The organism is Bradyrhizobium sp. cf659, assembly GCF_900113725.1.
Lineage (GTDB): Bacteria > Pseudomonadota > Alphaproteobacteria > Rhizobiales > Xanthobacteraceae > Bradyrhizobium.
In genome coordinates this window covers 1,400,627-1,425,289 of record NZ_FOQJ01000001.1, presented here as the reverse complement: position 1 = coordinate 1,425,289, position 24,663 = coordinate 1,400,627, and the positions used below count along the sequence as shown (strand labels likewise).

The 24,663-nt window shown below is 63.0% G+C and carries 24 protein-coding genes; 13 read left to right on the top strand and 11 right to left on the bottom strand.

Going from position 1 to position 24,663, the window contains the following annotated elements:
* Positions 1 to 5 precede the first annotated feature (5 nt).
* Together BM118_RS07055 and dusA are read left to right on the top strand one after the other, a co-directional pair.
* Positions 6 to 1,403: a DUF6519 domain-containing protein gene (locus BM118_RS07055; protein ID WP_143099430.1), complete on the top strand. Its 1,398-nt coding sequence runs from the start codon at positions 6 to 8 to the stop codon at positions 1,401 to 1,403.
* Positions 1,404 to 2,176: 773 nt separating this feature from the next.
* Entirely contained in the window at positions 2,177 to 3,172 is a 996-nt protein-coding gene (gene dusA / locus BM118_RS07050) for a tRNA dihydrouridine(20/20a) synthase DusA (protein WP_092183443.1), read from the top strand.
* 53 nt (positions 3,173 to 3,225) lie between these two features.
* On the opposite strand, the gene BM118_RS07045 is transcribed toward dusA, so the two are convergent.
* A complete protein-coding gene (locus tag BM118_RS07045; protein WP_177234071.1) occupies positions 3,226 to 3,894 on the bottom strand; it encodes an outer membrane protein in 669 nt (222 codons plus the stop codon).
* A 127-nt stretch (positions 3,895 to 4,021) separates the two neighbouring features.
* Positions 4,022 to 4,936, bottom strand: coding sequence for a polysaccharide deacetylase family protein (locus BM118_RS07040; protein ID WP_092183441.1), 915 nt, complete (start codon positions 4,934 to 4,936; stop codon positions 4,022 to 4,024).
* A 186-nt stretch (positions 4,937 to 5,122) separates the two neighbouring features.
* Here BM118_RS07040 and speB point away from each other — a divergent pair, with 186 nt between their 5' ends.
* Positions 5,123 to 6,082 (top strand): agmatinase, encoded by a 960-nt coding sequence (gene speB, locus BM118_RS07035; RefSeq protein WP_092183439.1) that lies wholly within the window; start codon positions 5,123 to 5,125, stop codon positions 6,080 to 6,082.
* A gap of 71 nt (positions 6,083 to 6,153) precedes the next feature.
* Here the strand turns inward: speB and BM118_RS07030 are convergent, their stop codons facing one another.
* The 5 genes from BM118_RS07030 to BM118_RS07010 form a co-directional block, all read right to left on the bottom strand.
* The gene (locus BM118_RS07030; protein WP_092183437.1) at positions 6,154 to 6,708 is read right to left on the bottom strand and encodes a TIGR02281 family clan AA aspartic protease; all 555 of its coding nucleotides are present in this window, start codon (positions 6,706 to 6,708) and stop codon (positions 6,154 to 6,156) included.
* A 28-nt stretch (positions 6,709 to 6,736) separates the two neighbouring features.
* On the bottom strand, positions 6,737 to 6,940 hold the full coding sequence (locus tag BM118_RS07025; protein WP_027544558.1) for a DUF1289 domain-containing protein: 204 nt from the start codon (positions 6,938 to 6,940) through the stop codon (positions 6,737 to 6,739).
* A gap of 44 nt (positions 6,941 to 6,984) precedes the next feature.
* The gene (locus BM118_RS07020; RefSeq protein ID WP_177234070.1) at positions 6,985 to 8,580 is read right to left on the bottom strand and encodes a sensor histidine kinase; all 1,596 of its coding nucleotides are present in this window, start codon (positions 8,578 to 8,580) and stop codon (positions 6,985 to 6,987) included.
* A 137-nt stretch (positions 8,581 to 8,717) separates the two neighbouring features.
* Positions 8,718 to 9,995 carry a sodium:proton antiporter NhaD gene (nhaD, locus tag BM118_RS07015; RefSeq protein ID WP_092183433.1) on the bottom strand — a complete coding sequence of 426 codons (1,278 nt, stop codon included), beginning with the start codon at positions 9,993 to 9,995 and terminating at the stop codon, positions 8,718 to 8,720.
* A 12-nt stretch (positions 9,996 to 10,007) separates the two neighbouring features.
* Positions 10,008 to 10,877 (bottom strand): NAD(P)-dependent oxidoreductase, encoded by an 870-nt coding sequence (locus BM118_RS07010; protein WP_092183431.1) that lies wholly within the window; start codon positions 10,875 to 10,877, stop codon positions 10,008 to 10,010.
* Between the two features lie 200 nt (positions 10,878 to 11,077).
* On the opposite strand from BM118_RS07010, the gene BM118_RS07005 reads away from it, so the two are divergent.
* From BM118_RS07005 to BM118_RS06995, 3 genes are all read left to right on the top strand, one after another.
* Complete coding sequence (locus tag BM118_RS07005) at positions 11,078 to 11,515, top strand: VOC family protein (RefSeq protein WP_092183429.1); 438 nt, start codon at positions 11,078 to 11,080, stop codon at positions 11,513 to 11,515.
* Between the two features lie 55 nt (positions 11,516 to 11,570).
* Positions 11,571 to 12,707 carry an Mrp/NBP35 family ATP-binding protein gene (locus BM118_RS07000; protein WP_177234069.1) on the top strand — a complete coding sequence of 379 codons (1,137 nt, stop codon included), beginning with the start codon at positions 11,571 to 11,573 and terminating at the stop codon, positions 12,705 to 12,707.
* A 203-nt stretch (positions 12,708 to 12,910) separates the two neighbouring features.
* On the top strand, positions 12,911 to 14,002 hold the full coding sequence (locus BM118_RS06995; RefSeq protein WP_027544552.1) for a TRAP transporter substrate-binding protein: 1,092 nt from the start codon (positions 12,911 to 12,913) through the stop codon (positions 14,000 to 14,002).
* Between the two features lie 536 nt (positions 14,003 to 14,538).
* Here the strand turns inward: BM118_RS06995 and BM118_RS06990 are convergent.
* A complete protein-coding gene (locus tag BM118_RS06990; RefSeq protein WP_092183425.1) occupies positions 14,539 to 15,306 on the bottom strand; it encodes a hypothetical protein in 768 nt (255 codons plus the stop codon).
* 163 nt (positions 15,307 to 15,469) lie between these two features.
* On the opposite strand from BM118_RS06990, the gene BM118_RS42735 reads away from it, so the two are divergent.
* The 4 genes from BM118_RS42735 to BM118_RS41250 all read left to right on the top strand — a co-directional run bounded on the left by BM118_RS42735 (position 15,470) and on the right by BM118_RS41250 (position 18,368).
* Complete coding sequence (locus BM118_RS42735) at positions 15,470 to 15,727, top strand: YunG family protein (protein WP_092183423.1); 258 nt, start codon at positions 15,470 to 15,472, stop codon at positions 15,725 to 15,727.
* A gap of 138 nt (positions 15,728 to 15,865) precedes the next feature.
* Complete coding sequence (locus BM118_RS06980) at positions 15,866 to 16,315, top strand: hypothetical protein (RefSeq protein WP_244550069.1); 450 nt, start codon at positions 15,866 to 15,868, stop codon at positions 16,313 to 16,315.
* 302 nt (positions 16,316 to 16,617) lie between these two features.
* Positions 16,618 to 17,706 (top strand): TRAP transporter substrate-binding protein, encoded by a 1,089-nt coding sequence (locus BM118_RS06975; protein WP_092183419.1) that lies wholly within the window; start codon positions 16,618 to 16,620, stop codon positions 17,704 to 17,706.
* A gap of 488 nt (positions 17,707 to 18,194) precedes the next feature.
* Positions 18,195 to 18,368, top strand: coding sequence for a hypothetical protein (locus BM118_RS41250; RefSeq protein ID WP_177234068.1), 174 nt, complete (start codon positions 18,195 to 18,197; stop codon positions 18,366 to 18,368).
* Positions 18,369 to 18,404: 36 nt separating this feature from the next.
* Here the strand turns inward: BM118_RS41250 and BM118_RS06965 are convergent, their stop codons facing one another.
* Positions 18,405 to 18,641 (bottom strand): hypothetical protein, encoded by a 237-nt coding sequence (locus BM118_RS06965; protein WP_177234067.1) that lies wholly within the window; start codon positions 18,639 to 18,641, stop codon positions 18,405 to 18,407.
* 365 nt (positions 18,642 to 19,006) lie between these two features.
* Between BM118_RS06965 and BM118_RS42180 the strand changes: the two genes are divergently transcribed.
* On the top strand, positions 19,007 to 19,189 hold the full coding sequence (locus BM118_RS42180) for a response regulator (protein ID WP_092183415.1): 183 nt from the start codon (positions 19,007 to 19,009) through the stop codon (positions 19,187 to 19,189).
* On the opposite strand, the gene BM118_RS06955 is transcribed toward BM118_RS42180, so the two are convergent.
* A complete protein-coding gene (locus BM118_RS06955) occupies positions 19,182 to 20,915 on the bottom strand; it encodes a tetratricopeptide repeat protein (RefSeq protein WP_092183413.1) in 1,734 nt (577 codons plus the stop codon). The genes BM118_RS42180 and BM118_RS06955 overlap by 8 nt on opposite strands.
* A gap of 286 nt (positions 20,916 to 21,201) precedes the next feature.
* On the opposite strand from BM118_RS06955, the gene BM118_RS06950 reads away from it, so the two are divergent.
* Entirely contained in the window at positions 21,202 to 21,876 is a 675-nt protein-coding gene (locus BM118_RS06950) for a response regulator transcription factor (protein ID WP_027544547.1), read from the top strand.
* A 1-nt stretch (position 21,877) separates the two neighbouring features.
* Entirely contained in the window at positions 21,878 to 23,287 is a 1,410-nt protein-coding gene (locus BM118_RS06945) for a sensor histidine kinase (protein ID WP_092183411.1), read from the top strand.
* Between the two features lie 46 nt (positions 23,288 to 23,333).
* On the opposite strand, the gene BM118_RS06940 is transcribed toward BM118_RS06945, so the two are convergent.
* Positions 23,334 to 24,620 (bottom strand): M20/M25/M40 family metallo-hydrolase, encoded by a 1,287-nt coding sequence (locus tag BM118_RS06940; RefSeq protein ID WP_092183409.1) that lies wholly within the window; start codon positions 24,618 to 24,620, stop codon positions 23,334 to 23,336.
* Between the last annotated feature and the right edge of the window lie 43 nt (positions 24,621 to 24,663).

The following is a 24,663-nucleotide window of genomic DNA, read 5'->3' as shown; positions in this document are numbered from 1 at the left end:
GTATCATGACGGGAGATTTTACTCGTGACAGTTTCGGGCCGGAAAAGGGCTTCACGCGGGTTCTCATGCAGCAGGGGCGCCCGCAGCTTGATGCCGATCTGAACGAACAGGTCGCCATCTTCTGGCATTACTGGCGAACCATGCTGACTGATCTGGTTGGACCTTATGCCGGCCCGTACGATCGATGCGGCTTCGGTGTCGTCACGCGCGAGGTGATGGCCAATGCGGTGTCGGCGCATGAACGGGAGGAGTTGCAAGCGCTTTTCAAGGACCCCGGCGAATTCCTGCTCAGCCCCGGGCGTTACTATGTCGATGGCATCCTGTGCGAAATCAAGCATTATCTGGCCTATTCCGCTCATCTGGAGCATGACGAGAGCCTGCTCGCGCCCAAGCGGAACGTGCCTTACCTTATTTATCTCGATGTCTGGGAAAGACCGGTCACCTCGATCGAGGATGAAACGATCGGCGAGCCGGCGCTCAACGGAATAGATACCAGTCTGCGCGCCCGGGTCACTTGGCGTGTTCGGATCGCGGAGCTGGATAAGAGCATCTATGGCAGCGGCGATTGCAACAAGGTCAAGGAGCACTGGTCAAGGATCACGCATGCCTGGCAGCCGGAGCACCGGGGGCGCCTCAAGGTGGGCGTTTCCGAGACGGCCGAGAGTGCCGAGCGCGATCACCGGCATCAGGAGGCAGGCTACCGCGGACCGCACAATCAGCTCTACCGCGTGGAGATCCATCATGGCGGCGTGGCCGGTGGCGGCGCGTCGGGGGCGACGTTCAAGGTTTCGCGCGAAAATGCTTCGGTTATCTTTCGGATTGCCGCGATCGAGGACAGTATAGTCACGCTTGATACGTCGGGCCGGGATAGGCGCTTCGGCCTGCGCACTGGTGACTGGGTCGAGATCGACGATGCGGCTGGGTACGGCAAGGCGCCGGGCCGGCTGTGGCAGATTCAAAAGGTCGATGCATCCCGCCGCCAGATCACGCTGGACGGTACGCCACGACACGGCAATCTTTCGCACCGGCCCCATCTGATGCGGCGCTGGGACCACAAGGCGGGAGACGCCAAGCGCGGCGGACTCGAACTGCGCGATGGGGCCGTGGTTCTGAAGGAGGGTGAAGGCAACAACAACTGGCTTTCGCTGGAGAACGGCCTGCGGATTCAATTTCACAAGTCAAACCCCGCCAATATCTACCGGCCCGGCGATTACTGGTTGATCCCGGCGCGCGTCGCTACCGGCGCGATGTGGCCGCAAGAGCACGGCCGCCCCAGGGCTCTTTCGCCACACGGTATCGAGCATCACTATGCGCCGCTCGCCATCGTGTCGTTCGGGTCGGCCGGCGTACTCGAGACGCAGGGCGATTGCCGTCTCAAATTCAACGTACCCGTGGCCTTCTAAGCGCGTATTCAGAAGAAGTTCGTCGCAGTTCTCGACAAATACCTGCCGGGCGAGAACAAGCACGACTCCAACATCGTTTACGCCTATATATCGGCGCAAACCCTGGTCCATATCCTTCAGCAATGCGGGGATGACCTGACCCGCGCCAACGTCATGAGCTGCGCCTGCCCAGTGCCATTTCTATTTATTGTCACCGTAAGGAATGGCCGCAATTACCGGACCCAGTATTCTCTTCTCCATTCGATTCGGGCATGCAAATAGTCGCAGCGTCGGAGGTGCCGATGCAATGTGCTGAAGCAGCCGACGTAACGAAAATCAATCACACGGCCTTGAAGCGTGAGCCAACGTGGTCACATTGTTCACATTCTATTGAGTTGTTTCCGGAACTACGCCGACGCTGCGCCGCGTGTGAACTAATCATCGGTACGTTTGATCAGCGTAGATTTCGTTGCCGAAGCTAATTTTTATTTTGGTTGAATATGAGTCGTTCTCGGCGTTTCATCATGTGGCTCACGCTGAATGTGAATTGGCGACAGAATGTTTCCAACGAAAAGCTGCGGCCGGAGAATCGGAATGCGATTGAATGAAGGCCATGTGCACTCGGGCGTTCGTGTGCACCATGTGTGCACTGAGAATGCAGATGCGACGATTTGGCTTCGAATGGAGGCGAATATGATCCTGGAAAAGCAGGCATAAACAGGGTCGCTCGGGCCAGATTTGGCAGTTCGTCCAATCCCTTATAGGATCGACTTGAGGCACAAAAGATCAATGAGATGAATGGCTTAGACCACCGCTTTTCCGTGGCACCCATGATGGACTGGACCGACCGGCATTGCCGGGTGTTCCACCGTCATCTCACGCGGCGAGCGCTGCTCTATACGGAGATGCTGACCACTGGCGCCGTCATCCATGGCGACCGGGAGCGGCTGCTCGGGTTCGATGCGTCGGAGCACCCGGTGGCGCTTCAGCTTGGCGGCTCGGATCCGCGCGAGCTCGCGCAGGCGGCGCGGATCGGCGAGGCGTTCGGCTATGACGAGATCAATCTCAATGTCGGTTGCCCGTCCGATCGCGTGAAGGATGGCCGCTTTGGCGCCTGTCTCATGGCGGAGCCGGAGCTGGTGGCGAGGTGTGTCGATGCGATGAAGCAGGCGGTCGGCGTTCCTGTCACGGTGAAATGCCGCATCGGGATCGACGACCAGGACCCTGAAGCGGCGCTCGATACGCTTGCGCGCGCGGTGGTCGCAGCGGGGTGCGATGCGCTGATCGTGCATGCCCGGAAAGCCTGGCTCAACGGCCTGTCACCGAAGGAGAACCGCGATATCCCGCCGCTCGACTACGAGCGCGTCTATCGGCTCAAGCGCGCGATGCCTGATGTGCCCGTCATCATCAATGGCGGCATCCCAGGCATCGACGAGGCGAAAGCGCATCTCGAACACGTCGATGGCGTGATGCTCGGCCGCGCCGCCTATCAGGATCCATGGCGGCTGCTCTCCGTCGATTCCGATATCTTCGGCAAGGCGGCGCCGCATGCGACCATGCAGGACGCGCTCGAAGCGATGATGCCTTATATCGAGGCGCAGCTCGCGCGCGGCACACGCCTGCACGCCATCACACGGCATTTTGTCGGCGCATTCCACGCCGTGCCCGGCGCGCGCGCCTTCCGCCGCCATCTTGCCGAGCAGGGGGGAAAGCCGGGCGCCGGTCTCGACGTGCTGCGCGATGCGATCGCGCGCGTCGGTGTGCGTGCGCCGGTCGAGGCGGCCGCCTGACTGCCGCCACGTGAAGAGCCGGATCGCAACATCCGGCTCCTCGTCGGTCGGTCTCAGCGGAACAGGTCGAAGTGATAGTTCACGCCGACGCGGAAGGTATGGAATTTCGCAGCGTTCCAGTCCGGCAGGTCGTCGTGCTTGAACTCGGTGTAGAGATATTCGGCCTTGGCCGACCATTTCGGCAGGAACGCCCATTCGACGCCGCCGCCCGCCGTCCAGCCCATCTTCATCTTGTTGATCGGCCCGTCCTTCAATTCGCCGGCGGCAAGACCGGCGGTCCCGAAGAACAGAAGACGTGAATCCATCGTCGCGATACCGGCGCGGGCGCGGCCGGTCATGTACCAGGGCAGGCTGACCGCGGCGCTGTTGAGCGCGTCGTGGTTCTTGATGTCTCCGCCTTCGAAGTCGTTCTCGATGCCGACCACGAACATCGGCGAGAGCTGGTAGTTGTAGCCGATCTGCACGCCGCCGACGGCGCCCTTGACCTTGCCGCCGCTCGTGCCGACGAGATTGTTGAAGGCGTCGTCGCCGCTCTCGGCATAGCCGGCGTTGAAGCCCGCATAGAGACCCGTCCACGAATACACCGGCTGCGGTGCCGTATAGGCGGAGGCGGGCGCTGCATAGCGCGGCGACAGGTCCGCAGCGCTGGCGCTGCCTGCGGCGAATGCCGCCGCGAAGGGCAGGGCGCGCATCGCGCGGCGTAAGGCGGATCTTGCAGTCATGATTTTCAATCTCCCACTTGCCGCGTCCCTCTGGGCGCAGCGCCTGTGTCCAACCCCGATCCGGGAACGCGATGGTTATAAACCGACTAGGCGGTTTGTAAATGGCGCAAATGCCACACTCCGCGATCTATCGCGGGCGTCGCGGAAAGATCCGGCCGATTGGTTCTGGATATTGCGGAAGGAGCTCGACGCGGGGCAGGTAGCGCCCCTCGTCGATCTCGCGCCGGACATGCGCGGCGATCTCTTCCATCGGTGCAAACCAGACGTCGCCTTGCGCGACCGTCCGCTCGAGGAAGCCGGCGAACACGTGCCAACGCGCGAGCCGTCCCGTTGCGAAGGGGTGCAGCGTCGGTATCCACAACCCGCCATAGGCATAGGCCGCCTCGAATTCCTCGAGGAAAGCCGCAAAGCCGTTACTGGGGCTGCGTATCGGCATGAAATAGTCGAGGTCGAAGGACTGGACATATTGTGGCCAGTCGTCGAGCCCCCAATGCGTCGGCAGCTCGATCAGCTCGCCGCTGTTCGCCCTGCTCTTGATGACATAGGGCACGTCATCGCCCATCAGCGAAGCATCATAGGTGAAGCCTCTCGCCAGCAGCAGGTCGAGCGAGCGATGCGAGAAATTGTAGAGGGGCGCCCGCCAACCGCGTGGCGCCTGTCCCGTCGCCTTGCGGATGATGTCGATACCGAGATCGAGCCAATAGGCCTCCTCTTCCTGTGTCTGATCGAGCGGGTTCTCGTGAATATAGCTGTGATGCCCGATCTCATGGCCGCCGGCGAGCATCGCCTCGATGGCGACGGGATATTGCTCGATGCACCAGGCCGGAACGAAGAAGGTCTGCCGGATTCCAAGCTGCCGATAGGTCTCGACGATGCGCGGGACCGCGACGGTCGGCCCATAGCGCAGCATGGAGATGCCCGAGACGCGCTGATTACCGTCACCGGGATGCTCGACATGGATCAGGCTGTCGGCATCCATGTCGAATGTCAGGCAGCAGGCGCACTTCGCGCCGTTGGGCCAGCGGACGGGATTGGCGATCATGTGTGTCGTCTCCGGACTCCGTCTCCTGCTCAAGGCCCAGCGGCGGCGGTTTAGGGCCCATGCATCGAGCGTGCCATCGCTTGATCGCGCACTGATAGATGGTGCCGATCGCTACGGCGGATTCTTCATACCAACTGGAACGGAATCTGCTTCTGCCGATGCGGACAATCGCCGATCGGAGGAAACATGGCACACGGGTATGAAGACGGCAGACTTGATCTGCCATTTGTCGGGCATTGCACCTTCGGCAAGCGACCCGTCTGTCTTGAGTGGGACAGGCTCGACGCCGATGTCGCGGTGCTCGGGGTGCCCTTCGACATGGGTACGCAATACCGCTCGGGCGCGAGGTTCGGGCCGCGCGCCATCCGCGAAGCCTCGACCCTTTTCTCCTTCGGCCATGGCGGCGCCTATGATCACGAGGATGACGTCACCTATCTGCCGCTCGACAAGGTGCGCATCGTTGACGTCGGGGACGCCGACATCGTCCATACCGATACGTCCAGGAGCCATGCCAATGCCGAAGCGGCGGTCCGCAAGATCCTCGAACGGGGCGCGCTGCCCGTCGTCCTTGGCGGCGACCACGCCGTCAACATTCCCTGCGTCAGGGCCTTCAGCGGGCATGGCCCGATCCATATCGTCCAGATCGATGCTCATCTCGATTTCGTGGACGTGAGGCATGGCGTGCGCGAGGGACATGGCAATCCAATGCGCCGCGCGGCCGAGCAGGCCCATGTCACGGGCTTGACCCAGATCGGCATCCGCAACGTGTCTTCGACCGCCCGCGAAGGCTATGAGGATGCCCGCGCGCGCGGCTCCACCATCCTCTCGGTCCGCCAGGCACGCACGCTCGGCGCCGAGGGCGTCCTGGACCGGATTCCGAACGGCGCCCGCTATTATGTGACGATCGACATCGACGGCTTCGATCCCTCGATCGCACCGGGAACCGGAACGCCGAGCCATGGGGGCTTTCAATACTACGAGGTGATGGAGATTCTTCAGGGCCTCGCGAAGCGAGGCGAGGTCGTCGGGATCGACCTCGTCGAGGTCGCCCCCGCCTACGATCCTGCCGGCGTAACGGGCATTCTAGCGGCGCAGGTGCTGATGAACTTCCTCGGCTACATCTTCGAAGAGCGTTCGCAGCGATAGTGCTCAAGAAGCGGCCGCGCCGCGTTATCAGACTGCGGCCGAGTGGATGGCGCGTCCCGCCGCCACGTGCCCTAATCGACCGCCATCCGCGAGCGGCGGGGGCTGCTCTGGAGCTCCGGATAGCCGGTGAGCATCAGCTTGTCGGCGCGCACGCCCCAGCTCTCCAGGCGGTCGAGGAAGCTCATGCCGAGCAGATTGGTCTTCATCTGTCCGCGCTGCACGACGAGGGCTGGCACCGATTTCTCGACGAGGTGGCCGACGGCAAGGCGGTCGAGCGTCAGCCGGGCGGCCTTGGTGTGGCCGCCCGCGGTCTCCAGGTCGACGTCGTATTCGAGCATCTCGAGCGGCAGCCCGATCGCCTTTGCGGTTTCCCAGGTCAGCACCACGGAGGTCGCACCGGTGTCGATCACCATCGGTGCGGCGACGCCGTTGATCTTCGCGCGCAGCGCGAATTCGCCGCCCTGTCCGCGGTGGATCTGCACGGCGGGGGCCGGCGCGACGGTCTGGGCGCGGAAGATGTGCGAGACCTTGTTGCTCGCGCGCGCGATCTGATCGGGATCGCCATAGGCGACGACGGCACCTGCGGTGCCGGCGAGCATGACGAGAACGAGCAGGAAGCGGATCATCGCGCACCTCCATATGCGCGCGGGCCGGTCAGGCGCGTTTCTGCGATCCCGCGATCGGCGCAAGTCCGGCCTCCGCCATGCGCGCCGGCAGCAGCGCCATGACCGAGAGCCGTTCCGCGCTTTCCATGGCGTGCCAGCGCGCGATCTCCGGCAAGGTGCGGCCGCAGCCGAAGCACAGCTTGGTCTTGGGATCGATCATGCAGACGGCGACGCACGGCGTTTCTTTGCTCATCCGGGTATAGTGAGGGATCGTCGGGCATTTCTGCAAGCATATCGTTAAGACCCCGTGCCTGCGCTCATGATTGGCTTGTGGCGCGGCCGGCGCTTCTCGTCAGGCATGACGGAGCCCTCCGGCTGGAGCGGCGGAGAATCATCCGACAGCGGCGCCAGCGCGCTCATCACGCGCTCCGGCGGGAAGGTGACGATCACCTCGGTGCCGATGCGCAGTTTCGATTTCAGCGTGAACGTGCCGCCATGCAGGTCGATCAGGTTCTTGGCGATGGGCAGGCCAAGGCCCGCGCCCTGTTCGGCCGATTTGATCGAGTTGGAGCCCTGGCCGAAGGAAGCGAGCACGACCGGAATCTCGTCCTCGGGGATGCCTGAGCCGGTATCCTTCACCGAGAGATATTGTCCGCCCGAAGCGGTCCAGCCGGCCTTGAGCCAGATCTCGCCGCCTTGCGGCGTGAACTTGATCGAGTTGGAGAGCAGGTTGAGCACGACCTGGCGGATCGCGCGCTCGTCGGCCCAGAGCCGCGGCATGGCCTGCTCGAACACCTCGTGGATGGTGATGCCGCGGCTCGATGCGCGCAGCTTCATCAAATGGTGACAGTCGGCGACGATGCCGACCAGCGACACGGCTTCCTCGTTCAGCTCATAGCGGCCCGCCTCGATCCGCGACAGATCGAGAATCTCGTTGATGAGATTGAGCAGGTGCACGCCGGAATTGTGGATGTCGGCCGAGTACTCCTTGTAGACCGGCACCGCGTGCGCGCCAAAAATCTCGCTCTTCATGACCTCGGAGAAGCCGAGGATGGCGTTCAGCGGCGTGCGCAGCTCGTGGCTCATCTGCGCGAGGAAGCGCGACTTGGCGACATTGGCGGATTCGGCGCGGTGGCGCGCTTCGTCGGAGATCGCCTTGGCCTGCTCGAGCTCGCCGATCAGCGCGTCCTTCTCGGCGCGCGCCTCGAGCGTGGCGAAGGTCGAGGAATGCAGCCGATGCGCCAGCAGCACGAAATAGCCTTCGGCGCCGAGCGCGAGCGCGGCCAGGATGTAATTGTCCAGCGAGCCGGTCACCGCAAAGCTCAATGCCATGGCGACTGCGACCGGCGCGGTGGCGGCAAGGGCGGCGATCGGCAGATTGGCGGCGAGCATGCTCGATACTGCGATCACCAGCAGCATCAGGAACATCATCAGTGTTTCCGTGACCATGTCGAGCACGGGATGGATCAGGATCGCCATCCAGCACAGGCCATAGAGCAGGTCGAGCACGACGAAGCGCGTCCGCCAGGCGCGCGTCGCGGTGGGCGAGGCGGGCTCGGTCAGGAAGCGCCGGCAGCTGCGGACCATCGCGCCGTGGATGCAGAGCATGCCGGCGGTCCAGGCCGCGGCAGGGATCGGCTGCATCCACAGTCCGAACAGCACGCCGGTCGCGACCACCAGCAGCATCACGACATAGGAGGCCGACAGCCGCGTCTGGGCATATTGGCGCAGCATCTCGGCGTCGAAGGCCGGCCGGGTTCCACTGGTCGACGTTAACTTATCGCGCGCCTCGCGCACCCGCTGCGCCGCAGCCCTTCGGCTGCTCGCCGATGGAGCGCTTACCGGCTCGGCCGGAAGCTGCACAACCTCAGGCTTTTCAGCGGGGTTACTCATCAAGCAACACGATTCCTGCCCACGCCGGACGCGGGCCTTCTGCATTGTCTATCTCTGGCAAGAAATCCTTAAGAGCTGACTTAAGGAGCTAAAGAATTACGTTAACCGGGCGTTAATCTGGACCCGGCCTGAGCTGCTCAATGCAGCGCCGCGTGCTGGGCGATGTACACCACCGCACCGGCCAGATAGCCGGCGAGCGCGGGGCCGGCGATGCGGCGGGCGTACCAGAGGAACTCGATGCGCTCGAGCCCCATCGCGGCAACCCCCGCGGCCGAGCCGATGATCAGGATCGAGCCGCCGGTGCCGGCGCAATAGGCGATGAACTCCCAGATGAAGCTGTCCGGCGGATAATGCGCGAGGTCGTACATGCCCATGGTCGCGGCGACCAGCGGCACGTTGTCGATGATGGCGCTGAGCAGGCCGAGGACGACGACGATGACGTCCTGGCGGCCGATCGCGGTATCCAGCCAGCGCGCCAGCATCGAGAGCAGGCCGGCGTGCTCGAGGCAGGCGACCGCGAGCAGGATGCCGACGAAGAACACGATCGAGCTCATGTCGATCCGTGCCAGCGCGTGCACCAGCGTGAGGGGCTGGCGCACATGCTCGTCCTTGTGGCGGTGCACGATCTCGCCGACCAGCCAGAGCACGCCGAGCCCGAACAGGATGCCCATGAAGGGCGCCAGATGCGTCACCGCCTTGAACGCGGGCACCGCGATCAGGGTGCCGAGCCCGAGATAGAACATCAGGTTGCGCTCGAACCGGTCGACGACCAGCAGCCCGGTGTCCTTCGACGGCGGTGCGATGGTCTTGCCCTTGAGCGAGAAGCTGATGAAGACGAGCGGCACGAGCAGATTGAGGAGCGAGGGCAGGAACACCGCGCTCATGATCTTCAGCGGCGAGATCTGCCCGCCGATCCACAGCATGGTCGTGGTGACGTCGCCGATCACGGTCCACGCGCCGCCCGCGTTGGCGGCGATGACGATGAGGGAGGCGAACAGCAGGCGGTCGTCGCGACGGGCGATCAGCTTCTGGATCAGCGAGATCATGACGATGGTGGTCGTCAGATTGTCCAGGATCGCGCTCAGGAAGAACGTCACGAAGCCGATCAGCCAGATCAGCGCCACCTGGCTCGTGGTGCGGATCAGCGAGGTGATGACCTCGAAACCGTCATGGGCGTCGATCACCTCGACGATGGTCATGGCGCCGATCAGGAAGAACACGATCTGCGCGGTGGAGCCGACGGACTCGTCGAGCTGGCGGCCGACCAGCGCGTGGTCGCCGGTCGCAACCGCATAGATGGTCCACAGCAGCCCCGCGCCGAGCAGCGCGGAGGCGCTCTTGTTGACGCGAAGCGGGTGCTCAAGCGCGATCGCCGCATAGGCGAGGACGAAGATGGCGGTGATCGCGATCAGCAAGGTCGTCAGGTGTCAGCGGTTGAGGCGTGCAAGCAGGCTGGACGTATCCCAGCGTTTGCCGCCCATCTTCTCGACTTCGGCGTAGAACTGGTCGACCAGCGCGGTCACCGGCAAATTGGCGCCGTTGCGGCGGGCCTCCGCGATGCAGATCGAGAGGTCCTTGCGCATCCATTCGACCGCGAAGCCGAAATCGTATTTGTCCTCGTTCATGGTCTTGTAGCGGTTCTCCATCTGCCAGGACTGTGCCGCGCCCTTGGAGATGGTGTCGATCACGGCGGCGACGTCGAGGCCCGACTTCTTGGCGAAATGGATGCCCTCGGAGAGGCCCTGGACCAGGCCCGCGATGCAGATCTGGTTGACCATTTTCGTCAGCTGGCCGGAGCCGGCGGGCCCCAGCAATTTGCACATCCGCGCATAGGCCGCGATGACCGGCTCGGCGCCGGCATAGGCATCCTGCGCGCCGCCGCACATCACCGTCAGCACGCCGTTCTCGGCGCCGGCCTGGCCGCCGGAGACCGGCGCGTCGACGAACTTGAAGCCGGCCTTGGTGGCGGCCGCGTCGAGCTCGCGCGCGACCTCGGCGGAGGCGGTGGTGTGGTCGACGAAGGTCGCGCCCTTCTTCATGCCGGCGAAGGCACCATCGGGGCCGATCGTGACCGCGCGCAGGTCATTGTCGTTGCCGACGCAGCACATCACGAAATCCTGGCCCTCGGCGGCGGCCTTCGGGGTCGCCGCGGTCTTGCCGCCGAACTTGTCTGCCCATTCCTTCGCCTTGGCCGCGGTGCGGTTGTAGACGGTGACCTCGTGGCCCCCTTTTTTCACGAGGTGTCCGGCCATGGGGAAGCCCATGACGCCGAGACCGAGGAAAGCGACTTTAGCCATGTGTGGTACCTTGTCCGTAGTTTGGGTTTTACGGTTCTTGCCGGGCGAGGGGCGCCAAATCGGCGTCCTGGAACTTCCGCCGCGAGGGCGGATCGGAGGCGCACCATAAACCGTTAGGCCGGGAGGGCAACGGCTTCGTTTGGCGGCCCCCTGTGCTAGGATGGCGGGACTTAAGGACTTCAAAAAAAGGGAGCGAAAGCATGGGCGGCGTGAGCGTTGGCGTCCTCGATCATTTCAACATCCGGACCCGGAATCTGGCCGAGACAGTCCGCTTCTACGAGGACGTGCTGGGCCTGGAAAACGGCGCCCGGCCGAATTTCGCCTTCCCGGGCGCCTGGATGTACAGCGAGGGCAGGCCGGTGGTGCACCTCGTCGATATTTCTCCGACCCCGGAGCCACAAAAGCCGGATTCCGGCGTTGTCCATCACGTCGCCTTTGTCAGCCGCGGTTTTGACGGCATGAAGCAGCGACTGACGTCCAAAGGGATGAAATTCGACTCCCGCCAGGTGCCCGGCGGCGACCTCTGGCAGATCTTTGTGCACGACCCCAACGGGGTGATGATCGAGCTGAACTACGAGGCGGCCAGGGAGCAGGGGGCGGCGCCCGCCGAGATGGCTGACGATATCGGCAGGCAGTAGCCTTTTGGGCGTTTCCGCTCTAATGGGGCACATCTTGGACTCATGGAGATGCGCTTTGAGCGTGACGCAGCAACAGGTTCTCGACAGCCTCGCCCGGATCAAATCGCCGCGCGGGGTCGCGCTCGCCAATGCCAATGTGCTGAGCGCGATCAGCGCCTCTGACGGCAAGGTGTTCTTCTCGATCAATGTCGACGCCGCGGAGGCGCGGGCCTGGGAGTCCGTCCGGGTGGAGGCCGAGGCCGCCGTGCGCGCCATTCCCGGCGTCACCACCGTGATGGTGGCGCTGACCGCCGAGCGCAAACCGGGCTCTGCACCTCCTCCGCCGCCCACGCCAAGCCGCGGCACGCCGGGCGTGCAGCCGGTCCATGCCCACAAGCCGCCGCAGGGCGGCCAATCGCCGATGGCGCGGCAATCCGAGATTCCGGGCGTCGCTGCGGTGATCGCGGTCGCCTCCGGCAAGGGCGGCGTCGGCAAGTCGACCACCGCGCTCAATCTGGCGCTGGGCCTGCGCGACCTCGGCCTCAAGGTCGGGCTGCTGGATGCGGACATTTACGGCCCCTCGGTGCCGCGGCTGACGGGCCTGCACGACAAGCCGGAGCTCAACGACGAGCGCAAGATGATTCCGCTCCGGCGCTTCGGCCTCGCGATCATGTCGATCGGCTTCCTGGTGGAGGAAGAGACCGCGATGATCTGGCGCGGTCCGATGGTGATGTCGGCGGTGACGCAGATGCTGCGCGACGTCGCGTGGGGCCAGCTCGACGTGCTCGTCGTCGACATGCCGCCGGGCACCGGCGATGCCCAGCTCACGCTGGCGCAGAACGTGCCCCTGAAGGGCGCCGTGATCGTCTCGACCCCGCAGGACCTGTCGCTGATCGACGCGCGGCGGGGGCTTGCGATGTTCCGGAAGGTCAACGTGCCCGTGCTCGGCATCGTCGAGAACATGAGCTACTTCCAGTGCCCGCATTGCGGCACGAAATCCGACATCTTCGGCCATGGCGGGGCGCGCCACGAGGCCGAGAAGCTCGGGGTCCCGTTCCTGGGCGAGATCCCCCTGCACATGGCGATTCGCGCCACCTCGGACGCCGGCAATCCCGTCGTCGACAGCGAGCCGGACGGCCCCCATGCGGCGATCTACCGCGCCATTGCGGGCCAGGTCCGGGACCAGCTCAAGGGCGCCATCGCGGCGGCCTGAGCGAGACGAGGCCAATCGATTGGGGACATGCGACTTTCGTAGAGCCCCGTCATGCCAATGTCGCGTTCCGCAGGCGGGGCTTCCGTGTTAAACGCCCACGGCAGTCAAGCCCCTTCGGTTCGACGCGGGCCAATCGCGTCGCCGGAATGAGCGGCGGCAAAGAGGAAGTTCGGGGAAACGCCCCAGCAAGGAGAGACCTGAAGATGAAGCGTCGTGATTTCCTGAAAGTGTCGGCAGCAGGCGCGGCGGCGACCGCCGCGGTGGCCTCGCCGGCGATCGCGCAATCCTCGCCCGAGATCAAGTGGCGCCTGACGTCGAGCTTCCCGAAGTCGCTCGACACCATCTATGGCGCCGGCGAGCAGGTGGCGAAGTACGTCGCCGAGATGACTGACAACAAGTTCCAGATCCAGGTGTTCGCCGCCGGCGAAATCGTGCCCGGCCTCCAGGCGCTCGACGCGACCTCGAACGGTACGGTCGAGATGTGCCACACCGTCTCGTACTACTATGTCGGCAAGGACCCGACCTTTGCGATCTACGCCTCGGTGCCCTTCGGCCTCAACGCGCGCCAGCAGAACTCCTGGTGGTACCAGGGCGGCGGCATGGAGCTCGGCACCGAGTTCTTCAAGAAGTCGAACGTGATCGGCTTCGCCTGCGGCAACACCGGCGCCCAGATGGGCGGCTGGTTCCGCAAGGAGATCAAGACCGTTGCCGATCTCTCCGGCCTGAAGATGCGCATCGGCGGCATCGCCGGCCAGGTGCTTCAGAGGGTCGGTGTGGTGCCGCAGCAACTCGCCGGCGGCGACATCTATCCGGCGCTGGAGAAGGGCACCATCGACGGCGCCGAATGGGTCGGCCCCTACGATGACGAGAAGCTCGGCTTCGCCAAGGTCGCCAAGTACTACTACTATCCGGGCTTCTGGGAAGGCGGCCCGATGGTGCACGCCTTCACCAACCTCGACAAGTGGAATGCGCTGCCGAAGAACTACCAGGCGATCCTCACCAACGCGATGGCCAACGCCAACAGCTGGATGGCCGCGCGCTACGACATGCAGAACCCGGCTGCGCTGAAGCGACTGGTTGCCGGCGGCACCCAGCTGCGTCCGTTCACCAACGAGGTGCTGGAAGCCTGTCTCAAGGCGACCAACGAATTGTGGGCGGAGATCTCGGCCAAGAACGCCGACTTCAAGAAGTCGATCGATGCCATGCAGGCCTACCGCTCCGACGAATATCTGTGGTGGCAGGTCGCCGAATACACCTACGACAGCTTCATGATCCGCTCGCGCACCCGCGGCTGATCGCCGACCAAGCTGTCAGACTGAATGGCCCGGCCTCGTTCGCGAGGCCGGGCTTTTTCTGTGCCGAGGGCAGTGCCAAACAAAAAAAATGGAAAACAACCCCATGCACAGTAGAAACGGGGTGAGGGCCCGTTAGCTGGTGGATGCGGCCAACAGCTTGATGCGTCGGAGCAAATCGGTGGGACCGAGCAATCATCGCGCAGGCCGGGTCAGCGCCGCGAATTCGCCTGGCATTTAGCGTTCGGTATGGCATCGGCGTGTGGCGCGCGTCTGCTTCCACATCGTCATTGCGAGCGCAGCGAAGCAATCCAGAGTCCCTCTGCGGAAAGATTCTGGATTGCTTCGCTGCGCTCGCAATGACGAGCGGATAGAGTTGGGCCCACTCTGCCGCTTCAAGTCGCTCTATGCATCGACCGGCAAAAGCCCTTTGACCCGTCGGGCAAAACAGTGGTATTAATCGATCATCGGATAATCAGAATTTCGGCGTGACGGCGAAGGTGCTGACAACGTTTTGGGCCGGTCAGGCCGTCGGTCGCTTAGTGATGATCGCTTTTGGTTCCAGCAATGATCCGGCCGGATAGCCAGAACGAACCTGAGACGATCCCGCCGACGATGGGCGCGCGAGGGAGCAGACTCGAATCGATCACCACGTCATAGGCTCCACCGTATGTTTCGACGAGGGCCCAGTAGAACACGTGGCCTGTCTGCGTATTGATCTTCTCGTCCGCGGCAAGCACGTGACCGGTGAAGATCGCCCGCGCCTGCGGAGGGACGCGGGAATCGCCATCTGGCGTGAACAGTCCGGAGGGGATGAACGACTGCGATGCATATTTGAGATCGCCCGTCTGGCTCGCGTCGAAGGCTGCGACTGTCTCGAACGCTGCGATCTCGCGAGCGAATGCCGCAATCTGAACGTCTTTGTGTGACGGCAGAGACAACCGCTCATGCAATCGATAGTCGGGCGCATCGAAAACAAACGGGTAGCTCCCGCTATCGGCCTCATCCACGGGGGCGGCCCAGCCGTGGAAGGAGCCATCCAGCCTGCTCGGACCAGCCGAGGCACGCCGAGAGGTCAAGCCGACCCGAACCGCCGAACGGCCGGCGTAATGGGGGTTCATCCCGACCAGATCGTCGTTCTCGTTGACCTGAAGCCAAATTTCCGCACCGCTCGGATCCGACCAGCGAAAGTAGGCGCCACCCGGAGCGTCCATCCGTTCCGCAAGCGGGCCGATACGATTTGCGAGCTCGGTCAGGTCCTGACTTGATGCGACCGGCAGGCCGATCGTCGAAAAATTGGACGCCATGGACCTCTCCAATACCGCGAACGTGCGCTCATCCATTCGCAGTCGGAGCCGACGACAGTCAATGAGAATTCGCGATTGAACCCGTTGCGTCGGGCAAAACAGTGTCAAAAAGCAACAATCGCATAATCCGAAATTGGCGCGGCGCCGATCGCTGGGACTGACGATGAGCTTCGATCCCGATGACGTTCAACGCGCGCTGCGCAGGTCATGGTCGTTGTCGACCGCCAGCCAATGGACCTCGTACAATCCAGCGGCAGGACAATGCAACGTCGCCTCGCTGCTGATTCACGACCTCTTCGGCGGCGAGTTGCTGAAGACGCCTCTGCCGGTGCGGGTCCCCGAATGCACTAGTGACCCACCAGGGCGGCCTAGAAGCGCCAAGCGTGAGCGGCCCAACATCGGCCGAGCCCTTGCCGGCTAGGTCGGCCGATATCCATTCTTATGTTAGCATGATCGCGGATCGCGTTGGGGGCTTGCCATGATGACGCATGCAAGGCTGCTTGGAATCGTTGTCGCTGTAACGTGGCTCGGGTTGTCCGCGGCATCGGCGGCCGGCGGTATGTCGAAAGATATTTGGAAGGGTGCCTGGAAATTCGAGATCGATCGCCAGGATCGGCCGTACCTCGGCTATTACGACACCAGGGGCAAGACAGTATTTCGCATCGGCTGCGGCGCGCATTTCGAGATGGATGCGGTCTATCCGGGGGAAGCGCCGAAACAGGACCACACCAAGGCCTCCATCACGATCGCCAACGGCAAGACGCAGATGGATTTCGCCGGCTTCACCTACGCCGGTCCCGAGTCCTTCCCGCCGAACACCACAATGTTCAACCAGCCGGACCTCGACTATCCCGAGCTTGCCGAAGACAAATGGCGCGCGCTGGAAAATCGCGTCTTCGATCTTCTGGACTCCGGGCAGCCGCTGACGATCTCGGCCGAGGGCAAAAGGTACGTGCTGCCGCGGGTCGAGCTGCCGCGCTGGCGGCCGCGCTTCCAGAAAATCTGCTGACGCGCCCGCGACGTGCTTCAGGCTCCGAAACCGGAGCCTCGGATCACGCGCTACGAACTCTGCGATTGTGAACGGACTGCCCCGCCCCCGACAGTTCCTGATCCGCCCGCGCACCCGTGGCTGATGATGATCCAAGCGCTACGCCTTAAGTCGCACGCCGCAAGACTCGCGCCTCCAGAGGAGGCCAGGCTTTTTCTCTGCCGCAGTGCGATGACGATGGAATTCCGTTGGGCCTTGCGTCATGCTGTCTCCAAGCCTCGGCAAGAAGGCTCCACAGTTTCGATCCATCAGGGCAGGAAATCATGAAGAGAAGAGACTTCATCAAGGTCACAGGACTCGGTGCGGCCGGCGTCGCCACGCTCGCGGCTCCCGCGATCGCGCAGTCGATGCCGGAAATCAAATGGCGCATGCCGACGAGCTGGCCGAAATCGCTCGACACGCTCTTTGGCGGCGCCGAGATGATGTGCAAGATGGTGGCGGAAGCCACCGACAACAAATTCCAGATCCAGATCTTCGCGGCCGGCGAGATCGTGCCGGGCCTCCAGGTGCTGGATGCCGTGCAGAACGCCACCTGCGAGATCGGCCACACCGCGTCCTACTATTATTTCGGCAAGGATCCGACTTTCACCTTCGGCTCGGCCGTGCCGTTCGGTCCCAACATGCGCATCAACCAGGCCTGGTATATGCAGGGTGGTGGGCGCGAAGTCCTCAACGAGTTCTACAAGAGCTACAACGTCGTCTCGCTGCTCGCCGGCAACACCGGATGCCAGATGGGCGGCTGGTTCAGGAAAGAGGTCAACACGCCCGAGGATCTCAGCGGGATGAAATTCCGCATTGGCGGCTTCGCCGGCCGCGTGCTCCAGAAGCTCGGCGTGGTGCCGCAGCAGCTTGCCGGCGGCGACATCTATCCGGCGCTGGAGAAGGGCACCATCGACGCCGCCGAATGGGTCGGCCCCTATGACGACGAGAAGCTCGGCTTCTACAAGATCGCGCCGCATTATTACTATCCCGGCTGGTGGGAAGGCGGGCCGATGCTGCTCGCCTTCGTCAATCTCGACAAATGGAATGCGCTGCCGAAATATTACCAGAGCGTGCTGGAGCAGGCCGGTCACTACGCCAACAACTACATGATGGCGCGCTACGATACGGCCAATCCGCTGGCGCTGAGGAAGCTGCTCGCGGGCGGTGCCAAGCTGCATGCCTTCTCGCCCTCGATCATGGAGGCCTGCTACAAGGCGGCCAAGGAGCTGCATGCGGAAGTCGGCGCGACCAACGCCAACTTCAAGAAGGTCCACGACTCCCTCGCGAAATTCTCCAGCGACGGCTACGCCTGGTTCCAGGTCGCCGAGGTCGGCTACGACATCTTCATGGCGCGGCGGTCGCAGAGCTGATCGCGACACCTGTCGCACGCAGCGCCCCGGAGCGAAGGCTGCGGGGCGCTGCTGTCGCAGCTTTGGAGGTTCCAGACTCAAAATATGAAAAACAACCCCATGCACAGTAGACCAGGGGTCAGGGCAAGACGCTCTGTGGATGCTGCCAACGGTCTGATGCGTCGGGACAAATCAGCGCAATCAGGCGACGATCGCGGAGCCGGGCCAAGTGCCGCGTTGTCGAGAGCCAGAGCTGCATCATCAAGTGCACGACCCACAACCCTCCGGGCCCCCCCGGCGATGGGGTTCGTTTCCGCCTTCGCCCTCCGGGATTGCGCGAACACGCCGCTCTACGGATCCTGCGGGCAACGGAGCCATTTGACTCGTCGGGCAAAACAGTGGCAAGAGTAGATCATCGCATAATCCGAAATTCGCGGCCTTCGGAAGCTCCGTGCAAGCTGGGTTAGGGTCAGCAGCCGAACATGCTTCAGTCGCTATGGGGGCCATTCATGATCGGCGCACTGCTTGTTGTCTTGTCAATTGCGCTTCTGTGGTTCTTCCTGCCTCGTCACGGGCAGCCGCACCGATGGATGGCACTGCCGTTCATTGAAACGGCAGTTCCGCTGCTTGTCGTGATGGCGTTCACAGGTGGTCTGACGATGGTGATCGAATACGTGTTCTGAAGTCGCTACGCGCATGTTCGAAGCGTCGAGGCCGGTCTAACCCTCGATGTCATACTGCTTACTGAGGTGATCGCCGATCTGGACCAGCATGGCGACACATTCGGGATAGCCGGGACGATCGGAAGTGGCCTGATCCGCACTGGCTCGAAACTCCCAGGAGTTGCCATCGCGTACGATGGAAATTGCCATTCCATCGGGGCAGTCGGCGTGAACCTTCAACTCGGCCCTCGCCATTGCGATCAGTTCGCTTTCGGTTTTGGCTGGTTTGCTCATCAAGCTCATCCTTTCGTCCCGGGACAGAAATTTGCCTATATTCGCCAAATTAGCAAACAAGTCCTCGCGGGCAACTGATGCGGATCAGATCCGACGATCAGCCGAGGCGGGCCTGGAAGCTGACCTCACCGACGGGCATGGATGTCGTTGGGGCCCGGAAGCCGCAACGCCTTGCATTGCGCTCCAACGGCCAGCATTCGGGGCTTTCTCAGAACGCCTCTGATCGGCTGACGGGGGGCCTGACGGGGGGGGCCGATCGGCCCGCCGCGCGTTTTTGTCGCTGGCCGAGGCGTCCGGGATGGTGGAAGAGGGCGAAGATGCGGCCCTGGCCGTACGATGGCACCGGAACATCCGGCGGGACTAAAATGCGCCTTCTGATCGTCGAGGACAATGCCGAGCTGTCGCGGCTGGTTGCCAGCGGGCTGTCGGCAGCCGGCTACGAGAGCGAACATCGTCATTTGGCGCGCATCTGCTCCCACGGCGTCATTGCGAACCAACGGGTCCGCGCCAAGCGCGGCCCGATGACAGGCTCCGCGAAGCTCATCTGAGAAAGAAGAAATCATCTTTCGCAGAAAGGGAACCGTATGCAAATGGCTGTTGCTGTTTATGCGTTACCTCGACTACATCTTCTCTGACAAAGTCAAACAGCCTTCGCACCTCTATCGCAGGCTTCTGCTCCATTCTCTTCACCAACGCCTCTGCGAATGGACTGTTTTTGCCATCGCCATCAAGAGCAAATTCTCCGTGTTTCGCGGAGTAGACGACCAGCGTTCCGGGTTCTGGCTCTATACGACCGAGCCCTTTCCCGACGACAGAAGAACCAATCCCGTCAATGCCTCGGGATGCCGATGCGACACCAACCTGCTTTGCATATGGATTGTTGCGACACGCATCGAGAATAACCAATCGCAGTTTCTTGCTGGCTTCAGCGGCGTTCAGCAGGTATTCCATATTGACCATTTGATTTGAGATGCTGTTCTCGTCTGCCATTTGAGCGTCAATCGGAACCATATAGTTGACGCCACCGACCTCCATTCCGTGCCCCGCGAAATAGATGGCCGCCCAGTCAGACATTTTGGCCGTTTTCTCGAAATCTTTAAGCGCAGCCATCATCTCTGCCCGAGATAGATTGAGCTTGATCGTCACGTCGTCAAAACCAACATTACGCAGCGTTCGTGCGAAGAGTTCTGCATCACGTGTGGGGTTATCGAGCGCTGGCACATTTCTGTACTTGCTGTTGCCGATAATGAGCGCCACACGTTTCCCACCCGAAGGCGCCGCAGCGGGAGGCGTCCCAATCTCGTTTGGTGCCGCTGCCGCAGCGGGTGAGTTGCGTAAGTCCGCTCGTTGTTTCTTGTCTAACGCTAACTGGAGATTTTCCTGTGCAACCGCGTAGTTGGGGTTCAGCCGCACAGCTTCTCTATAATCACTGATCGCTTTGTCCAGATCGCCTTTTTTGCTCCACGCCGTTCCACGATGATTGTATGGATTTGCAAGCTTTGGATTTAACCGAATCGATTCGCTCAAATCGGCGATCGCTTTGTCGTAATCGCCCTTGAAGCTCCAAGCCAAGCCGCGAACGCTGTAGGTAACCGCATTCCGTGGGTTGAGTCGTATCGACTCGTTCAAATCAGCAATCGCGTTATCGTAACCACTCTTGCCGGTCCAAGCCAGACCGCGATTGCTGTAAGCAATCGCATTCTTCGGGTCCAACCGTATCGACTCGTTCAAGTCAACGATTGCTCTGTCGTAGTCACGCTTGGCCATCCAAGCCGAACCACGGCCGCTGTAAGCCGCCGCATCCCTCGGGGTCAGCCGAATTGACTCGCCCCAATCGGCGATTGCTTTGTCGTAGTCGCCCTTGTGGTAGAAAACCGTGCCACGATTTTGATAAGCGATCGCATCCTTCGGGTTCAGCCGGATCGACTCGTTCATATCGGGGATCGCTTTGTCGTAGTCGCCCTTCATCGCCCAGGCTCGACCACGATTGCTGTAAGAAGACGCCAACTTCGGATTCAACCTTAGCGCTTCGTCGAAATCGGCGATGGCCTTGTCGTAATCGCCCTTGGCGCTCCAAGCTGACCCGCGGTTGTGATAGGCGATCGACACGCTTTGACTCTTGGGATTTTGTTTGATGGCTGTGCTGCAGCCTGCGATCACTCCGTCGACGCTTCCTCGGTTACAAAGGTCAACGGCTGATTGTGCAGTGGCCGTACAAAGCCCGACCATGACATCAGCAGCAAGCACAAAAGAAATAAGCAGCAACCTTCTCATTGTACCCTCAAAGGATTTCCAACTGCATCAATCATGATCACGCGGAGGGTTCGATCAAGAGATTTTTCGGTGTTTCCGACTTGTGGCCAGAACCGGCAATGCCTTGTCACGCTCCGTCAGCCGATATTCGCGGCGAGGACACGCCCTGATCGCCTGACACGAACCTGACGTCCCAAGCGCCCGGCCGGTCAGGTGTTTTTTTACTGGCTGAATCCGGACGAATGGTAGAAGAGAGCAAGGATGCGGCGCGAGCCGTGGTCACACCGGAACATCCGGCGGAAATGCGATGCGCCTTCTGATCGTCGAGGACAATGCCGAGCTGTCGCGGCTGGTTGCCAGCGGGCTGTCGGCGGCCGGCTACGAGAGCGATATCGTGAGCAGCGCGGCCGAGGCGCGCGAGGCGGTCGGCAGCGTCAGCTATGCCGCGATGATCCTCGACCTCGGCCTTCCCGACGGCGACGGCCTGTCGGTGCTGCGCGAGCTGCGCCGGCAGATGGAGCCGCTGCCGGTCCTGGTTCTGACCGCGCGCGGCGGCTTGCAGGATCGCGTCAACGGCCTGCGCAGCGGCGCCGACGATTATCTCGCAAAGCCGTTCGCGATGGAGGAGCTGGTGGCGCGGCTGGAGGCGATCCTGCGGCGGCCGGGCCAGCTACTCGGCCGCTCGCTGCGTTTGGCCAACCTCGTCTACGACACCGAGAGCCGCCAGATCTTCATCGACGACCAGCCGCGGATCATCTCCGCGCGCGAGGCCTCGGTGCTCGAGATCCTGCTGCGCCGGCAGGGGCGGGTGGTGCCGAAGAAGAACGTCGAGGACCACATCTTCGGCCTCGAAGGCGAAGTCGCCTCCAACGCCGTCGAGGTCTACGTCTCGCGGCTGCGCAAGCAGCTCAGCGAACACGGCGCCAAGGTCGTGATCCACACCATCCGCGGCGTCGGCTATCTCATGGCCGAGGAGAAATAGCGTGTCCGCCGCCCGGTCATTCGCCAGGCCGACGTTCAAATCGCTGATCTCGCGCATCGTGTTCATGCACATCGTCGCGGTCGCGGTGGTCGCGATCTTCCTGCCGCTGGTGCTGTTCTGGCTGCTCAACTCCGAGGTCGACCAGCTCCATCGCGACGCCATGCGCGCCCAGGCCGAGGTGCTCGCCGAGCGCATCGTCCCGCAGGCGGACGGGACGCTGACGTTCAACCTGCCCGACAGTCTCAGGGGTCTCTATTCGGACGCGTATGGCCGTTACCAGTACGACATTCGCGACGAGGACGGCCGGCTGCTGTTTTCCTCGCACCGGCGCACCGGCACTGCTGCAGCGATGCCGCGGCTGTCCGAGACGATTTCCGGTGCCGGCGTCAGCCGCGTGATCGAAGGCCGGACGGTGCGTATCCAGGTCGCGGAGGATCTTTCGCATCGCGACGTCATCATCGACGACATCATCTCGAACTTCTTCCGGCGGGTCGGGTGGATCACCATCCCGATCCTGCTGATCCTGCTCGCCACCGACATCATCATCTTCCGCCGTGCGGTCGCGCCGCTGTGGAAGGCCTCGGAGGAGGCCAGCAATATCGGCCCGGCGCGCACCGACATCCGCCTGCCGACGGAGCAGATCCCGCGCGAGATCATGCCGCTCGTCACCGCCGTCAACCAGGCGCTCGATCGGCTCGAGGACGGCTTTCGCGTGCAGCGCCAGTTCACCGCGGATGCCGCGCATCAATTGCGCACGCCGCTGACGATCCTGCGCACGCGGATCGAGACGCTCGGCGACGGCACGGCAAGGCAGGCGCTGCATGCCGACATCGAAGGCATGAGCCGCATCGTCGCCCAGCTGCTGGAGATCGCCGAGCTCGACACGCTGGTGCTCGATCCCGGCGAGACCGCCGACCTGCGCGCCGTCTGCACCGAGGTGGTCGGCGCGATCGCGCCGTTCGCGCTCGCCCAGCACAAGGACATCGCACTCAAGGGCACCGATGCGCCGGTGCTGGTCCACGGCAATTCCGAGATGCTCCAGCGCGCGATCTTCAACCTCGCCGAAAACGCCATCAAGTTCACCGCAAAGGACACCTCGGTCGACGTCGAGGTCGGCGACGACGGTGCCGTGCGCGTGCGCGATTGCGGCCCCGGCATCGCGGACGCCGAGCGCGAGCTGATCTTCCAGCGTTTCTGGCGCGCCGACCGCCAGCGCAGCGATGGCGCCGGCCTTGGCCTGTCGATCGTGCGCGGCGTGGCGGACGATCATGCCGCGACGGTCGCGGTGGAGAATCTCCCCGGCGGCGGCGCGGAGTTCACGCTGCGGTTTCGGTTGGCGGGGGGAGCCGCCGGCCCCTCTCCCCTTGTGGGAGAGGGTGGCGTAGGCGGCCTTCGGCCGCCGTCCTCATAACGCCGATGCTTTGCATCGGCTATGGAAATAGCGGCCGAGGCGGCCGCTATTTCAGCTTGCCCGTGGACAGGTCCATGATCATGCGCGTGGCCAGATAAAGCCGCGGCACGATGCTGTTGATCTGCACATATTCGGCATCGTTGGAGTGCGCGCCGAAGCCCGACAGGCCCATGCCTTCCACCACGGCTCCGCTGGTCTTGAGCGCGGCAAACGCGGCGTCGGTGCCGCCGCCGGTCGCCTTCTCGTCGACCTTGAGGGACAGTCCGATCTCCCCATAGATCGTCTTGCCGTAGGCCGCGACGCGGCGCGAGGCGTCGTTGGCTTCCAACGGCGGACGACGCACCTCGAATTTCAGCTCGACCCTGGAGTCGGGCAGCAGGCGATTCTTGATCTTCTCCTGCAGCGCCTTCTGCAACTCGTCGAAATCGGCGACCTTGAGCGCACGCGCATCGGCCTGGGCCGTGGCGTCGGCCGGGATCACGTTGCGGTTGGTGCCGGCCTTGGAGACCGTCCAGTTCAGCTTCAGGCCCTGCTCGGGTTTGGACAGGTCCTTCATCTGCAGCACCTGGTGCGAGAGCTCGTACAGCGCGTTGACGCCGCCCTCGGGCCGCGCGCCCGCGTGCGAGGACTTGCCCTGCACCGTGAGATAGGCCGAGCCGATGCCGCTGGTGGCGAGGCGCAGCGTGCCGTCGGTGCCGCCGCCTTCGAACGAGAACACCACGTCCTGATCCGCGGCGAATTTGGTGATGGTGCTGCGCCAGCCGGGCGAGGAGATCTCCTCGTCCCCATTGGTGAGCACCGTGAGCGTGCCGTATTCCCTGAAGTTGAGTTTCTGGAGCATCGCCACGGTATGGAGAATGAGCGCGACACCCTGCTTGTCGTCGGCAATGCCGAGGCCGTAGGCCTTGTCACCGTCGACGCGGAACGGTTGGTCCTTCAGCATGCCCTTCAGGTACACCGTGTCCATGTGGGCGATCAGCATGATCTTCTTGCTGCCCGTGCCCTTGAACACGGCGTGCACGGCCGGGCCGATTGTCTCGGGTGTGTCGTCGAGGCGATGGATGTCGGTGGGGTGCAAAATCTCCACCGTGCCGCCGAGCTGCTTGAGCTGGCCGGCAACGCGCTCGGCGATCCGGTTCAGGCCGTCGATGTCCTTGCTGCCCGATTCGATGCCGACGAGATCGCGCAGTGTGTCGAGCAGCGGCTGCTGCTCCTTTTGCGCCAGCGCGTGGACGTCGGTCATCGGTTCCGCATGCGCAAACGTTGCGGCACATGCCAGCCACAGCGAGGCGATCAAGGGAGTGAGCGACGGAGCAGGGTACGATCGGAACATGCGCGGGCGGTCCTTCAGTTGGAGGATGGCCCGATATGCCCGT